10 protein-coding genes are annotated in these 15722 nt (G+C 38.8%); all 10 read left to right on the top strand.

The features are described from left to right. Nucleotides 1-22: 22 nt before the first annotated feature. The 10 genes from BUB03_RS20295 (at nucleotide 23) to BUB03_RS20250 (ending at nucleotide 15413) form a co-directional block, all read left to right on the top strand. The gene (locus BUB03_RS20295) at nucleotides 23-811 is read left to right on the top strand and encodes an SDR family oxidoreductase (protein ID WP_073066872.1); all 789 of its coding nucleotides are present in this window, start codon (nucleotides 23-25) and stop codon (nucleotides 809-811) included. Nucleotides 812-927: 116 nt separating this feature from the next. After that, nucleotides 928-2532, top strand: coding sequence for a BamA/TamA family outer membrane protein (locus tag BUB03_RS20290; protein ID WP_073066605.1), 1605 nt, complete (start codon nucleotides 928-930; stop codon nucleotides 2530-2532). Nucleotides 2533-2819: 287 nt separating this feature from the next. Then, on the top strand, nucleotides 2820-5963 hold the full coding sequence (locus BUB03_RS20285; protein ID WP_073066603.1) for a SusC/RagA family TonB-linked outer membrane protein: 3144 nt from the start codon (nucleotides 2820-2822) through the stop codon (nucleotides 5961-5963). A 19-nt stretch (nucleotides 5964-5982) separates the two neighbouring features. After that, nucleotides 5983-7494, top strand: a complete 1512-nt coding sequence (locus tag BUB03_RS20280) for a SusD/RagB family nutrient-binding outer membrane lipoprotein (RefSeq protein ID WP_073066600.1) — start codon at nucleotides 5983-5985, stop codon at nucleotides 7492-7494. An 80-nt stretch (nucleotides 7495-7574) separates the two neighbouring features. Next, on the top strand, nucleotides 7575-9917 hold the full coding sequence (locus tag BUB03_RS20275; protein WP_073066599.1) for a phosphocholine-specific phospholipase C: 2343 nt from the start codon (nucleotides 7575-7577) through the stop codon (nucleotides 9915-9917). A 218-nt stretch (nucleotides 9918-10135) separates the two neighbouring features. Beyond that, entirely contained in the window at nucleotides 10136-10714 is a 579-nt protein-coding gene (locus BUB03_RS20270) for a hypothetical protein (protein WP_040997708.1), read from the top strand. A 99-nt stretch (nucleotides 10715-10813) separates the two neighbouring features. Then, nucleotides 10814-11614 carry a WxL protein host-binding domain-containing protein gene (locus BUB03_RS20265; protein WP_040997776.1) on the top strand — a complete coding sequence of 267 codons (801 nt, stop codon included), beginning with the start codon at nucleotides 10814-10816 and terminating at the stop codon, nucleotides 11612-11614. Further along, complete coding sequence (locus BUB03_RS20260) at nucleotides 11607-14360, top strand: COG1470 family protein (protein WP_073066596.1); 2754 nt, start codon at nucleotides 11607-11609, stop codon at nucleotides 14358-14360. The genes BUB03_RS20265 and BUB03_RS20260 overlap by 8 nt, the downstream gene beginning before the upstream one ends. Next, nucleotides 14357-14881, top strand: coding sequence for a hypothetical protein (locus BUB03_RS20255; RefSeq protein WP_040997712.1), 525 nt, complete (start codon nucleotides 14357-14359; stop codon nucleotides 14879-14881). The genes BUB03_RS20260 and BUB03_RS20255 overlap by 4 nt, the downstream gene beginning before the upstream one ends. Before the next feature lie 10 nt (nucleotides 14882-14891). Continuing rightward, complete coding sequence (locus tag BUB03_RS20250) at nucleotides 14892-15413, top strand: hypothetical protein (RefSeq protein ID WP_228374915.1); 522 nt, start codon at nucleotides 14892-14894, stop codon at nucleotides 15411-15413. Nucleotides 15414-15722 lie beyond the last annotated feature (309 nt).

Here is a 15722-nt window from a genome sequence, read left to right as displayed (position 1 = left end):
GTCTAAAATCATAAATAATCCAATGACTATTATTATCACCGGAACCTCATCGGGAATAGGGTTTGTGCTCGCCGAATATTTCGGAAAAAAAGGCCATAAAGTATACGGTTTAAGCCGGAAACATACAGAAAGCCAATACTTCATATCTATTCCAACCGATGTTACCGATAATACAGCCGTTCAGAATGCCATTGCTGAAGTTTTAAAAACAGAATCAAGGATCGACGTCCTGATCAATAACGCCGGAATGGGAATGGTAGGCGCTGTGGAAGATTCTACAAAAGAAGATATTCTGAAGCTGTTCAACCTGAATCTTGTAGGCGCTGTCCAGATGATGAGTGCCGTTCTTCCGAAAATGCGGGAAAACAAATTTGGGAAGATCATTAATATTTCAAGTATCGGAAGTGAAATGGGACTTCCTTTCCGTGGCTTTTATTCTGCTTCCAAATCTGCCCTGGATAAGGTAACAGAAGCGATAAGATATGAAGTATACCCATGGAATATTGACGTATGCTCCTTACATCTTGGTGACATCAAAACAAATATTGCAGAAAACAGAGTAAGAACACAGGTTTCGGAACCTTACAAAAATATATTTGATAAAGTGTATAACTTGATGAATTCGCATGTAGGTGACGGAACCGATCCTCTTGAGGTGGCAGCGTACGTGGAAACACTTTTGAATAAAAATAAATGGAAAGCCCACTATTATTTCGGTAAATTCGGACAGAAAATCGGCGTTCCTTTGAAATGGATTCTTCCGCAGGGAACCTACGAAAATCTGATGAAAAAATATAATAAACTGGACTAAATTCAGTTATTTAAAAAATTATTAAATCTGCTGTTAAACCATTAAGACGTATTGAGATTCATATAAGATCTTATCTCAGTTCGTAAAGCGTCTTTATTGGGTATATAAATTGAACATTGAAGTTATTTCTGAAAATATTCTTTATCCTGTTCTGCGTTTTTGTACAAGCGCAGAAAAAACAGTATTGGCTTATTGACACGGAAACCAAAGTCAGAAAAAAAGTAAAGGATTCCCTTTCTGCAGCCAAATTCCTGGACTCTTTATCCCAGAGCAATTATTTCTTCACAAAACTGAAGGATGTAAAAGTGAAAGGCGACAGCACGGAAATTTTCTACGATAAAGGGAAAAATTTCAATGAAACCTATGTAGACCTTTCTGATTCCGTTGCTTTGAAACTAAAGATCCAGAAGGATTTTTTCACTAAAAATTTAGATTCAACTAAAAAAAGCATCAACAAAAGGTATATAGATGACGGATATTCTTTCAGCCGTCTTAAATCTAAATATAAAGGCCAGAAAAACGGCTATCCTGTCATAGAGCTGGATGTCAACAAAAATGATAAGCGTACCATTGATAATTTTGTAGTAAAAGGCTACGAAAGGGTTCCTAAAAGGTTTATGAAAAACCTGGAAAAGGAATTCAAAGGAAAGACTTACGATGACAAAAATCTTCTGGCCATCAGCAAGAATTTTCAGAGCCATGCTTTTGTCACTCTCGAACGGCCTCCTCAAACTTTATTTACTAAAGACTCCACTAGCATTTACCTGTTTATGGAAAAGAAAAAGACCAATACGTTTGATGGGGTAATTGGTTTTGGAAATGACAAGACGGAAAAATTTACCCTGAACGGAACCCTGAATGTAAACTTCAGGAATATGTTCAATGGTTTTGAGACCGTTAACCTTTACTGGCAGAGAAACCCGGACAAAGGCCAGACTTTTGATCTGCAAACAGATATTCCTTACCTTTTTAAATCTAATGTCGGGATGAACCTGAAAGTCAATATTTTTCGACAGGATTCCACTTTTGCCAATGTGAAGTTCCTGCCGGCTTTTTATTATCATATCAATTCCCGCAACAGGATCGGGCTCAGAGCAACTTTGGAATCATCCAGCATCATAGACACACTGTATGTTCAGGGTAAGGATTATAATAAAAGAGGGCTCGGGATCTGGTTTGAAATGACAGAACCTACGGATATTGACCTTTTTCTTTATAAAACCAGGATCAATGCCGGTTATGATTATCTGACGACCACCTATACCAAAGATAATATTAAAGCCAACCAGAACCAGTTTTATTTCTTCGGTGAACATAATTATCATATTTCCGGAAACCATTTTCTCAATATAAAAGCGGAAGGAGCCATGATGGATTCCAAGGTTGAATTCTCTGCCAATGAACTTTACCGTTTCGGGGGATGGAATTCCATGCGGGGTTTCAATGAGAAATCCCTGGCCGGCGACTTCTATTATTATGCAGGCTTAGAATACCGGTATCTCATCGGAAGCCAGGCCTTTTTTGATTTCTTCGGACAATACGGACAGCTCAATAACAAATCCTTAAATGTAAAACCTAAACTTTACAGTGTAGGACTTGGGTTCAATTTCTTTATTCCTATCGGGCTGATGAGCTTCCAGCTCTCTAATGGTAATGAATTCGGAAACCCTTTTAAGTTTAATGACATCAAAATCCATTGGGGAATCCTGAGTAGGTTTTAAGAGTTTCTTTTGTGTGAAAACTCTGGACTTATTATTAAGAGTTTGCGATAAAAACCTATGTTCTTTTCTTTTCACGCAAAGTTTAAAAAAATAGCATTCAGAAAGAAACTACTGCATACATACAAGGATTATTATAGTATAAAAAAGCAAAATAATAAAATAAAGCAGCCCTTTCAGTTTATTATTATGTTAAATATTCATGTTAAAAAATATTAAAAAGTATTTTTCTTTTAATACCACATTAAAATTCAGGTAACAGTACTCCGCTAAATTTGCTCTCAAAAAAAATGAAGAAGACTTTAGCTACTTTTGCTGTTTTTTTACTCCCCCTTTATCTCACTGCCCAGGAAATTAGCATTACCGGAAATGTAAGATCCGAAAACGGTTCCAGCGTTTCCGGCGTGAGCATCACTGACAAAAATACCGGAAAAACAACAGTGACCGACGAAAGCGGTAACTTTACCATATCTGCCAATCCAAAGGATATCCTTGAATTCTATGCCCCGGATTTTTCAATGTATACGGTAGAAGTTTCTTCCAGAAGACAATATTCTGTTGTTTTAAAAAAAGCTAATGAAAAGCAAATTGAAGGTGTAGTTATTACAGCTTTGGGAATTGCCAAAAAGAAGGAAAAGATAGGCTATGCCACTCAGGAAGTAGGAACAAAACAATTTGAAACTATTACCACACCGAGTATAGGAAATTTATTTTCCGGACAGGTAGCCGGGCTTAATGTATCCAATCCTACAGGAATGCAGCAGGCTCCGCAGTTTACGCTGAGAGGAAATTCCAATTTGGTTTTCGTAATTGATGGCGTGATTGTGGAAAAAGAAGTTTTCCAGAACCTGGATCCCAATAATATTGAAAATATCAACGTCCTGAAGGGAGCAACCGCTTCTGCACTCTATGGTTCCAGAGGCAGATACGGAGCCGTCCTGATTACGACAAAAAATGCCAGAAAAAAAGGCTTTTCTGTAGAGTTTTCACAAAATACCATGATAACGGCAGGATTTACCAACCTCCCGAAAACCCAGAACGAATACGGTAACGGATCTCACGGAAAATACGAATTCTGGGATGGTGCCGACGGCGGTGTGAATGACGGTGATATGATCTGGGGGCCTAAATTTGTTCCCGGGCTGAAAATTGCCCAATGGAACAGCCCGATCAGGGATAAAATGACAGGCCAGATAATTCCGTGGTATGGAGCAGTGACAGGAAGCCAATATAACGACAAATCAAGATACGAAAGAGTTCCTATAGACTGGCAGTATCATGATAACCTTGATATTTTCTTAAAGCCTGCAGTTATTAACAATAACAGTTTCGCGGTAAGCTATAAAAACAACAAAGATATTTACAGGCTGTCCGGAAATTTCATGAATTACGACGACAGAATTCCCGGTTCCTATCTGCAGCGTTACGGCGTCAACTTCTCTTCTGAAAATCATCTGGGAGAAAAATTAACCTTTGATACTAAATTTAATTTCAACCAAACCTTCACGCCCAATATTCCCAACTACGAATATAATCCAAGCGGCCATATGTACACCATCCTGATCTGGATGGGAGCAGATGTAGACGGCAGGGATCTTAAAAACCACATGTGGATCCCTGGAAAAGAAGGAACTGCCCAGGCTAACTGGAACTATGCCTGGTACAATAACCCTTGGTTCGGAGCCGAATATTACAAGAATAAAAACAGAACCAATATCATCAATGCCCAGACCGGCTTGGAATATAAAGCCACTGAAGATTTTTCCGTAAAAGGAAAGATATCTATTGTGGAAAACCACAACAAACAAGAGATATTGAGTCCGTATTCTTATTTTAACTACAGCGCTCCGAGAAGCGGAGGTTATCTCCTGAATGATACCAAAACATGGAACCTGAACTCCGACATCCTTGCTACCTACAAGAAAAAAATATCTGATAACTTTGATTTTACGATCAATGCCGGAGGTTCTACTTTTTACTATAAAAACAATGTTGATAATGCTTCAACAGACGGATTAAAAATCCCGGAATTATACACACTGGAAAATTCAACCGGAGCGGTAAAGTACTACGATTACCTTAAGGAAAAGCTGATCTACAGTGCTTACTCAACCATCGATATAGGATTGTATAATGCTTTTTTCATCAACGTTTCAGGGCGTAATGACTGGTCTTCTACCCTTCCGAAAGCCAACAGGTCTTACTTCTATCCTTCCGCCTCGGTAAGTGCAGTTGTTTCAAACCTTGTTAAAATGCCGGAAGCCATTAATCTTTTAAAACTTTCAGCTTCATGGGCGAAGGTTGCCTATGACTTCCAGCCATATTCCATAAGAAATTATTATCTGAACAATAAAGGAGCGACGTTTAACGGGAATCCTATGTATAATTATCCTACTATCCTGAACGTTGAAAATTCTTTAAAACCTGAACAGACCAAATCTTATGAACTGGGATTGAGCGCAGGATTATTTAAAAACAGGGTTACTTTGGATGTTACTTATTTCAGAACACTGGATTATAACAATATTCTTGAATTCCCGGCCGCACCGTCATCAGGATTTACCTCTCAGTATGTAAACGGAAACGAGTATATCACGAAAGGTCTGGAGATCTCTTTAGGATTGGTTCCTGTAAAAACAGCCAACTTTACCTGGAGGTCTTTAATCAACTGGAGTACTTATGAACAAAAGCTGACTTCCATTTACGACAATATGCCGAATTACAATAATATCAGGCTTGGCGAAAGAATGGACAGCTACTATGATTATACCTGGAAGAAATCCCCGGACGGAAAAGTAATCCTGAATGCCGCTACGGGTATGCCTACAAGAGCAGATGCACCAAGCAATCTCGGCCACTTCAATCCGGACTGGACGTTTGGCTTTAACAATACCTTTAAATATAAAAAGTTTACGCTGAATATCGGAATCGACGGAAGCATAGGAGGCGTCATGAGGTCCCAGGTCGTAGAAAAAATGTGGTGGGGAGGAAAACATCCGAACTCAACAGCCTACAGAGATCTTGAATATGCCAATCCGGGAACCTACTATTTTGTACCGGACGGAGTAAATTACAATGCCGCTACCGGAACCTATACACCCCACACAAAACCGATCAGTTTTCAGGATTGGGCACAGAATTATCCCTATCAGGCAAGGGTAACGGAAGATGAGAGTGAACTGTTTGCAAATGTTTTCGACAGAACTTTCATTAAGCTGAGGTCTGTAGTTCTGGAATACGATTTCTCGTACCTCCTGAATCCTAAAGGAATGATCAAAAATTTCACCGCCAATATCTCCGCTTATAATCTGGCGATGTGGAAAAAGTCTAAAAACCTTTATTCCGATCCCGATTACCAGCTCAAGAAAGACAGCAATGATATCCAGGACCCTTCCAGCAGATGGATAGGAATAGGTTTTAATCTTAAATTTTAATTAACAAGTATCCTGAACAATGAAAAATAATATAAATGTTGCAGCGAAATCGCTAAAAAAATTCAGTATAAAGACTATTGCGGTGGCAGGACTTCTGGTCCTCGCCTCATGCGAAACCGACCTTGACAAAATCAATGAAAACCCTAATGACCAGGCAAGTGTAGATCCCAAAGTCCTTTTGACCTATGTTTCAAAAGACGCTTTCCAGGTAAACGGTGACAATATGTATGCTTCCAGAATGATGATCGGTACGGATGGAGAAAACACTTACCAGTACATGAAATGGAACGATGCCTCCTTCGAAGTATACACAAAAGGTATTCTGAATACGGTAAAAATGATGCAGGAAGCCGAAAAGATCAACAATAAGAACTATAGTGCCATCGGTAAATTCTACAGAGCCTATTATTTCTTTAATTTAAGCTTAAAATTCGGTAGTATCCCTTACACCGAAGCTGCCAAAGGGGAAGCCGGAATTACCCAACCGAAATACGACAGCCAGGAAACAGTAATGGCAGGAATTTTATCCGAATTGAAAGAAGCCAATGACCTGATTAATTCCAATGATAAAATTGAAGGTGACATTATCTACAACGGTGACGCCACAAAATGGAAAAAGCTGATCAATTCTTTCCGCCTAAAAATTTTAATCACCATGTCTAAAAAAACGACACTGGGAAGTTATAATATCGCCAATGAATTTGCTTCAATCGCAGGAAGTCAGGCTTTAATGACCTCTATTTCCGATAATGGAGAGCTTAAGTTTGCCGATGCGGCAGACAGCAGATATACTATGTTCAACAACAGCGGTTACGGATCAAGTTTATACATGGCCGATTACTTTATTAATCTTTTTAAAGCAAGGCAGGACCCACGTCTTTTCACTTTTGCCGCACAGACTACAGCCGCAAAAGAAGCCGGAAAACCCATCACCGATTTTACAGGCTACAACGGAGGAAATCCTACTTCTTCCTATTCAGACAATGCAGCTCTGATCACTGCAAAAAATATTTCCAAGGTCAATGACCGTTTTTACAAAGATCCTACCAATGAACCTTCTTCCGTACTGAGCTATCCGGAGCTGGAATTTATCCTTGCCGAAGCCGCTGCCAGAGGATGGATCTCCGGATCGGCAAAGCCACATTATGACAATGCTGTTAAAGCAAGTTTCAGCTTTTACCAGACCTACGTAAAAAATCCGGGACAATATTTTTCAGGATTTGATGTGAATCAGTACCTGGCATCTCCATTAGTGGCTTACAATGATGCAGATCCGCTTCAGAACCGCCTCGAAAAAATCATGACCCAGAAATATATGACGATGTTCCACCAGAGCCAGTGGACATCCTATTATGATTATTTAAGAACAGGATATCCAAACTATCCTTTACAGACAGGAGTTTCTGCCCCGTTCAGATTCAGATATCCGCAGGCAGAATATAGCTATAACAGCACCAATCTGAAAGCGGCACTGGCTGCCCAATACGGAGGAAATGACAATATCAATTCCAAACCGTGGTGGCTTCAGTAAAAAAATAAATAGTATATAAAAAAATGTAAACCGCAGGAAAATCCAATTAACTTGCGGTTTATTTCTTATTAAGATTGAATATGAACAGAAGAGAATTTTTAGAAAAATCAAGCCTTTTGCTGGCCGGGCTGGGAACTTCAAGTGTTCTTCACCCTGCTATTTTAAAAGCACTGGCCATTGAACCTGCCGCAATGTCTACCTTTTATGATGCAGAGCATGTGGTGATCCTGATGCAGGAAAACCGTTCTTTTGACCATGCTTTCGGAGCATTAAAAGGAGTTAGGGGATTTCTTGATAAAAGAGCTTTCGTTAAAGAAGACGGCCATTCCGTTTTTTTTCAAAAAGGTGATAGCGGAAAATATGCTTCCCCTGCAAGATTAGATCTTAGAAATACAAAATCTACATGGATGAGCTCACTGCCACATTCATGGGGAGATCAGCAGAAAGCTTTAAATAAAGGAAAATACGACAAATGGCTTCAGTTTAAAGCCTCCGGAAATAAAGATTATAAAAATATTCCCCTTACTTTAGGCTATTATAACCGGGAAGACCTTCCGTTTTATTATCAGCTGGCAGATGCATTTACAATATTTGACCAATATTTCTGCTCTTCACTTACAGGAACAACACCCAACAGGCTTTTTCACTGGTCGGGAACGCTCCGTGAACATCAGAACGGCAAAGCAAAAGCTAACGTATACAATGAAAATATTGACTACGACAAGGCAAGACAAGCACACTGGAAAAGCTTTCCAGAAATTTTAGAGGAACAGAATGTTTCCTGGAAAATTTATCAGAACGAGATCAGCCTTCCCAAAGGAATGTCAGGTGAACAGGAAGCCTGGCTGAGTAATTTCACAGATAATCCGATTGAATGGTTTTCAAAATTTAACGTTAAATTTTCAAAAGGATACCATCAGAATATTCCTAACATCATTGCTTCCCTGAAAAAGGAAATTGAAAAAAATCCTGATCAGAAGAAGAGATTGGAAACGATGATCGCTGAACTGGAAAAAGATCAGAAAAAATATACTCCTGAAAACTATTCCAAACTTTCGCAGTTTGAAAAAAACCTTCACGAAAAAGCTTTTACCACCAATATCAACGATCCCGATTACTGGAATCTGGAGATCGGAAACGATGAAAACGGAGAAAGACTGGTTGTTCCGAAAGGAGACGTCCTGTTCCAGTTCCGAAAAGATGTGGAAGAGAAAAAACTTCCATTGGTTTCCTGGCTGGTAGCTCCCGAGCATTTCTCTGATCATCCCGGATCACCATGGTATGGAGCATGGTATATTTCAGAGGTTTTAAATATATTGACCAAAGATCCTGAGACCTGGAAAAAAACAATTTTCATAATCAATTATGATGAAAACGACGGATATTTTGATCATGTCCTTCCGTTTGCCCCTCCAGCCAACCCAAGCCAGCCTGTAGATATGAACAGTAAGGAAGGAGCCGAATATGTTGATCAGTCGCAGGAATACATGTCTGTTCTTCCGCTGAAGGATCATGAAAGAATAGAAGGAGCTGTCGGATTGGGGTACAGGGTTCCGATGATCATCGCATCTCCCTGGACGAAAGGCGGCTTTGTGAATTCCGAAGTTTCGGACCATACTTCTGTTCTGCAGTTTCTGGAGAAATTTATCAGGAAAAAATATAATAAAGACGTTACAATTGATAATATCAGTGACTGGAGAAGGGCTATTTGCGGAGATTTAACTTCTGCTTTTAATTCTTCAAACTCCAAAGTACCAAAGATGGATTACCTTGATCAGAAAGATTTTGCAAAAACCATCAACGCTGCCAGGAGCAAACCTGTTCCCAATCTGAAATGGTATTCTGAAAATGAGCTGAATGAAAATCTACTTGACATTCAGGAAAGGGGAACTAAACCGTCCAACCCGCTTCCTTATCATTACCATGTCAATATGGAAAACGGTAAGATTAGAATGACTAATTTAAAAGAGGCAGGCGTTCCGCTTTTAATTTATGACAGAGCACAGTTGAGCAGCGGCAGTTATTATTTTTCCTACGCTCTGTATTCAAAACAGGAACTTTTACACACTGTGAACCCCGGAAAATATGATTATGAAGTTTTTGGTCCTAATGGTTTTTTCAGGAAATTCAGCGGAAACAATATACCTGAAATAGAGGTTCAGCTGATCTGCAGCAGTTCTAAAAATGAAGCCGAACTTGTTTTCAAAAAGAAAAACGGAGACTTATCTGTCGTGGTGGAAAACCTGTATGAAAAGAATAAAAACACAGTTTCTTTACATCAAACAGAAGAAAAAATAACGGTTGATCTCAACAAAAATAAAGGCTGGTATGATTTAAAGGTAATGTTTAACGATCATATCTGGCATTTTGCCGGAAGAACAGAAACCGGAAAAGTTTCCATATCGGATCCACACTGGATGTAATCCAAAAAAACTAATAAAAATAAAGCCTTGCCCTATATGGGTAAGGCTTTTATTATGATGAGCATAGCTTAAAAGATCCGTTTTACATAATTTTCATATAGATATTTTAATACATAAAGTAATATTATAAAGAAATAGTTAATAATATTTAAAAATAACAATTTTATTACTATAATTTGTTGAATTTCATTAAATTCACATAACTAATTAACAACATCATGAAAAAATTAAACCTAAGCCTTACGGTATGTCTAATTGCTGCCGCATTCTCTGGCAGCTTAAAGGCACAAGACACTAATACTGACAATCATACCATTACTATTTCAATTCCTGAAGTTGCACTGGTAGATATTGAACCAGCTGCAACGAAAAACATTACATTAGGTTTTACAGCTCCTACCGAAGCAGGTAATCCTATAACGCCTTCCACATCCAACAGTACACTCTGGCTGAATTATTCATCCATCAAATCTGTTGCAGACCCTACACGTAATGTATCTGTAAAAGTAAATGCGCTTATTCCGGGAATCGACATCAATGTGACAGCTGCCGCCGCCACAGGCAGTGGGGCCGGTACATTAGGAACACCTTCTGCCCAGCTTACCCTGAGCGCCGCAGACCAAACCATTATCTCTGGGATCGGAAGTGCTTATACCGGGAATGGAGCCAATAATGGACATAATCTTACCTATGCCCTGGCGGCAGGAAGCGGCCCCGGAGGAGTAGCTGCCTATGCAGATCTACAGGCAACGGCTAGTACTGTGGCTACAGTTACATATACGATCTCAGACAACTAGTTTAAGCTTTTATTCTATAAATAAAGCCGGAGGAAGTCGCTCATCAGTTTCTTCCCGGTTTTATATTGCCAGTAATTTAATTTCAAACTTTACATGATTATGATAAAGCGTGTTTTTCTTTTAATATTCCTAATGCTGCAGTTTGGTTTTCTGCAAGCCGGTATTGTCGTTCTAAACGGCCTTACCCATACTTACAAAGTGGAAAACGGAAAAGTTTATAAAGGAAAAATCGCCATTGAAAATACAGGCAATAGCTCTCAAAACGTGAAATTATTTCTACAGGACTTTACCTACAAGGCTGACGGATCGATTTACTATACTGCCATTCACACCAATAACAGAAGTAATGGAGAGTGGATCAGACTTAATACCAATCTGATCACTTTAAAAGCAAAAGAAAAAACTGAGGTTTTTTATGAAATTACAGTTCCCGATCAATCACCCAACCCCGGAAGTTACTGGAGTGTTATTATTGTGGAACCTGTAGAAGACATAAAACCAAGTGACGATAAGGCAGGAGTAAATATTACTTCGGTCATCCGGTATGCCATCCAGGTTATTACCGATTTTGAACCCGAAAAGGCAAAGCCTGACCTTAAGTTTGAAAGCGTGAAAATTGAAAAGGAAGACGGAAAACAAACAGCAAAAATTGCAATAGCCAACAACGGCAACCTGTACTGTAAACCATCCGTAACAATTGAAATTTACAACAGGCAAACCGGGGAACGGCTCGGTAGCTATACAAGCACTGCAATGGGATTATTACCACAGACCTCCAAATCATTTCATATTGACATCAGCAAAGTTCCGGCAAACCAGTACAAGGCTGTTCTTATAGCCACGGATGAAGAAGACAATGCCTTTGCACTCAATGTGGAATTAGAAGTAAAGAATGATTAAAAACTGTATTTTATATATCGTCCTTCTATCCATATTCCCGGCACATATTTTTTCTCAGCAGCAGTCCAATTCTTTGGCTGCCAAAAAAGATAGCCTGATGCCCGGAAGGTCTACTTCTATTTCTTTTCCTTTAGAGAACAGTTCGACAGAAAATAAAGTATATACCATTACCGTTACTTCATCCAGCCCTTTTATTACCCCTATCTTATCAGGAACAGAACTTAAAATTGCTGCCGGTGAAAAAACCGTCTATATTGTTCCAATCCGTATCGCACCAGAGGCAGCACAGGGGATCTATTCCGTCATTCTTCAAGGAAATGATCAACATGATGGAACATCTTTCGTAAAAACATCATCCATCACTGTTTCCGGGAACAGAAAACTTAATCTTACTGCATTGGAATCGCCGGAATTTATCCGTGCAGGCGAAACAATCCGGGCGTTTTTTCTTCTGAAAAATAATGGGAATATCACCGAAAAACTGATTCTGGAAAGTAAAAATGCCGTAGTGGATAACGACGCTTCTCTAACTTTATCCCCAAACGAATCAAAAACGATCAGCATTTATAAAAACACCGATCCGGAGCTTGGGCAAAATGAATTTCAGAATCTCAGCCTGTTCGTTTACTCCCCGGATAACCCAAAAGAAAACCAAACGGCTTATGTAAGTGTTAAAGTAATTTCGGTAAAGCCTGTAGAAGATGATATATACCACAGGCTTCCCGTTTCAGCATCTTTATCTTTTATAGGGATGAAAAACATGGGTGTTTATAAGGATGGCTTTCAGGGTGAACTTTATGGAAAAGGGAGCCTGGATAAAGAAAATAAGAATCAGGTTGAATTTCATGCTGTATCTGCCAATCCAGTTGAGTTCAATTCTTTTACCCAATATGAAGAATATTTTATCAATTATAAAAGGAACAACTTTTTTGTTCACCTCGGGGATAAAATGTACTCAGCTTCCTACCTAACCGAGTTTGCAAGATATGGCCGCGGTGCAGAAGTCCGGTATGATTTAAAAAAGATAAGCTTAGGCGGGTTTTATAATCATCCAAGATTTTTCCGGGATATTAAAGATGAATTCAATGTATATTCCACATTTAAAATCCGTAAAGAGTCCGAAGTTACGGCAGGATATCTTTACAAAGTTCCCAGGAAAGGAGAAGTAAACTTCGGGAATATCAGGCTTTATTCTGAAACTCATCTTCCTTATGCCGCAGGGAAATTCAAACTTTCAAAAAACATTAGCCTTTCCGGTGAAGCCGCATACAGTAAAAATGATGAAGTGGAGGGCACAGCTTATCTGGCCCAGGCCCAGGCTTCTTTTGAAAGACTTAACGGTAATGTAATGTATATGAGAGCCAGTCCGGAATTTGCAGGTTATTTTACCAATACCAGCACATTTAACGGGAATTTTCAATATACTTTTTCGAAAAGAATCAATGTATTTGCCAACTATATCCAGGATGCCAGAAATTTTCAAAGAGATACTTTATTTCTTGCGGCTCCTTACAGACGCTTTCTTCAGTATGGAATCCAATATAAATATCTTTCCAATGGTCTAATTACTTTTTATAATGGCTTTCAAAAATACCAGGACCGCCTGGAGCCTAAACAGTTTGACTATTATGAGCAGTATTTTAAATTAAGCATCGATCAGAAGATAGGAATATTCCAGGTGAATCTTCAGGGACAGTTAGGAAAAACAAATAATTACCTGAGTGGATTTAATGGAAATTCCAGTTTCTACACCACCAATATTGCCTTCGAAAAATTTAAAACATCTTTCAATGTTTATGCTAGCTATGCTGTTACTTCAAGGTATCAGCTTCAAAACCAAAGACAGATTTATTATGGAGCTAGAATTTTCAGCCGTTTTTCCGATAAAAGCAGTCTGAGTCTTTTTTACCAGAACAATTATATGCCTGAGGAGTATTTCAGGGACAGAAACCTGTTTGAAGTTCTATATCATCAGCAACTTTTTCCAGGAAGTGAGCTTGATCTGTCAGGAAGGTACTCATTACAGCGTGGTGAGCTTGGTGATAAGGATTTTATATTCTCGTTAAGATACACACTCCGCCTCAATGTTCCGGTACAAAAAACCACCGAGTATATTTCTTTATCAGGAAACATCAGCAATCTGGGAGTCAGAAAAACAGAAGGAATTAAACTAATGCTGGGCAGCAATTTATCCGTCACAGACAAAGATGGCAATTACTCCTTCAAAAATGTTGTTCCCGGAGATTATTTTCTTGAGATAGACCGTTCCACAACAGATATTAATGATATTTCCGATATTTCTTTGCCTGCATCATTACATCTTATCAACAAAGAAAATACGTTTAATTTCGGTTTAACAACAGCATCCATGATTAAAGGAATTATTCTGCTTTCTGAAGAAAATACCAATCAGTACAGCTTTGTCCATCTTCAGCCTAAAAAAGAAAAAAAGAACAAACAAAGCATCATTGTTGAGATATCAGATGGGGAGCATACTTACCGGAAAATAGTATTTCTCGGGGAAACATTTGATTTTACTTATTTGCGTCCGGGAGAATGGAAAGTTAAGCTTTACAGAAACGGCCTGGACAAACGGTATAAAATAGCAGCAGATTCCTTTCAATTCGAGCTTAAACCATCCCAGACCCAAAATATAACTATTCATATTGTCAGACAGCAAAGTGAAATTAAGTACCAGCAGGAAACAATAAAGGTGGGATACAACGAAATAAAAAAGAAAAAATGATAGTAAAAGAGCATATAATTGGTCTGATTCTCTGTATGATAACCGGTACGTTATATTCACAGACGCTTATTGCTGTGACACTTCCTGTTGTTACTTTACTGGATGTAGAGCCAACAGGAACAATTACATTGAATTTTACAGCCCCTACAGAAGCAGGACAGGCTTTAACTGCTCCTGCAGCCAATACTACAAAATGGATCAATTATACTTCTGCAATTGCATCCGGAGGCCTTACGAGAAGAATTACGGCTTCTATTAATCAGGTTATCCCGGGAGTTAATATAGGAATTCAGGCTGCAGCTGCATCAGGTGCTGGCGGTGGCACATTAGGTACATCATCCGGACTGGTCATATTATCGACAACAGCTGCCACCATTATTACAGGAATAGGAGGTGCTTTTACAGGAACCGGAGCTAATAACGGGCACAGACTTACAATAAGTCTTTCTGTAAATACTTATGCTAATCTTTCTGCCAGAACAAATACTCCTGTAGTCATAACTTATACGATTACCGAATAAATATAAAAAGATGAAATTAATCTGTATTATTACCCGCAATAAAGAATGTATAACAAAATGTATTTGTTTTATTCTTTTTATGCTTGGTATGAGCTTAAAGGCACAAACGGTATCTGTTTCAGGAACCAATTGGACGGTAAGTATTCCTGCTATTACAGAAGCCGGCAGCGATTATGCAGGAACCTATGCCAGCGCTACCAACCAGTCTATTCTAAATGTGGGTTTACCTGCTTTATTGGGAAGCGTAAAGGTTTATGTCCATTATGAGCCCAATCCCATCTGGAATAGCTCTTTGGTTTTATCCGCAAAAAGAACAAACAATGGAACCACATTATGTGTGGGATGCAGCATATCCGGCGGAACTGCTTATCAGACTGTAACCCAAACTGCTCTCGAATTATTCCGAATATCTACTATCTTATCAGTTACTTCCTATACCGGGATCAATATCCAATATCAGTTAAGCGGTGTATCTGTAACTATTCCTGCTGCAACTTATAATAGTAAAATTGTGTTTACGGTAAGTAATTAGACTGATATAATTAATGATCAGTTGATATTTCAAACTACTGCCTCACAGATTTCCACGTACTGCTTATTGCTTATTGCTTATTGCTTATTGCTTATTGCTTATGCAAAGATAATGAGTAATGAGTAATGAGTAATGAGTGATAGGTGATAGGTGATGTCCAGGTAAAGGCTGGGTTGGGTATAGAATAGGTATAGGTACATACCGTATATAACAAAAAAAAGTCTCACACAAACATGTTGTATGAGACTTTTAATAAAAACTGGCGGCGGCCTACTCTCCCGCTTGTCGCAGTACCATCGGCGCTGGTGG

Origin of the sequence: Chryseobacterium oranimense, assembly GCF_900129755.1 — a bacterium.
In the GTDB taxonomy this organism is placed as follows: Bacteria; Bacteroidota; Bacteroidia; order Flavobacteriales; family Weeksellaceae; genus Chryseobacterium; species Chryseobacterium oranimense.
This window is presented reverse-complemented; position numbering and strand designations above follow the sequence as displayed.